The sequence below is a fragment of the Flavicella sediminum genome (assembly GCF_006381105.1).
GTDB classification, from domain to species: Bacteria; Bacteroidota; Bacteroidia; order Flavobacteriales; family Flavobacteriaceae; genus Flavicella; species Flavicella sediminum.
This window is the reverse complement of record NZ_VDET01000059.1, coordinates 1-271: the sequence shown is the minus strand read 5'-3', so window position 1 is coordinate 271 and position 271 is coordinate 1.

Sequence of the window (271 nt, the reverse complement as noted above, 5' to 3'; positions counted from 1 at the left end):
AGTCCGGGGCTGAGAATCTCTCGATTATCAACTCCCACACTAACTTTATACAAAACCGTTAGCCACAAGCAGAAAAAATGAACTTTCCTGAAATAGGTTGACTAAAAATTAAACACTTTTAGCAATACTATGGACACAAAACAAAACCAACCCTGTCGAAAAAACAACTACGAAAAAGTTACTTTTCAGCACAAATTATTCGTCATTGACCAAATTCTAAATGGTCAGATCTCGGTTAACTTCGCAGCCCAAAAATTTAATATTTCTAGAT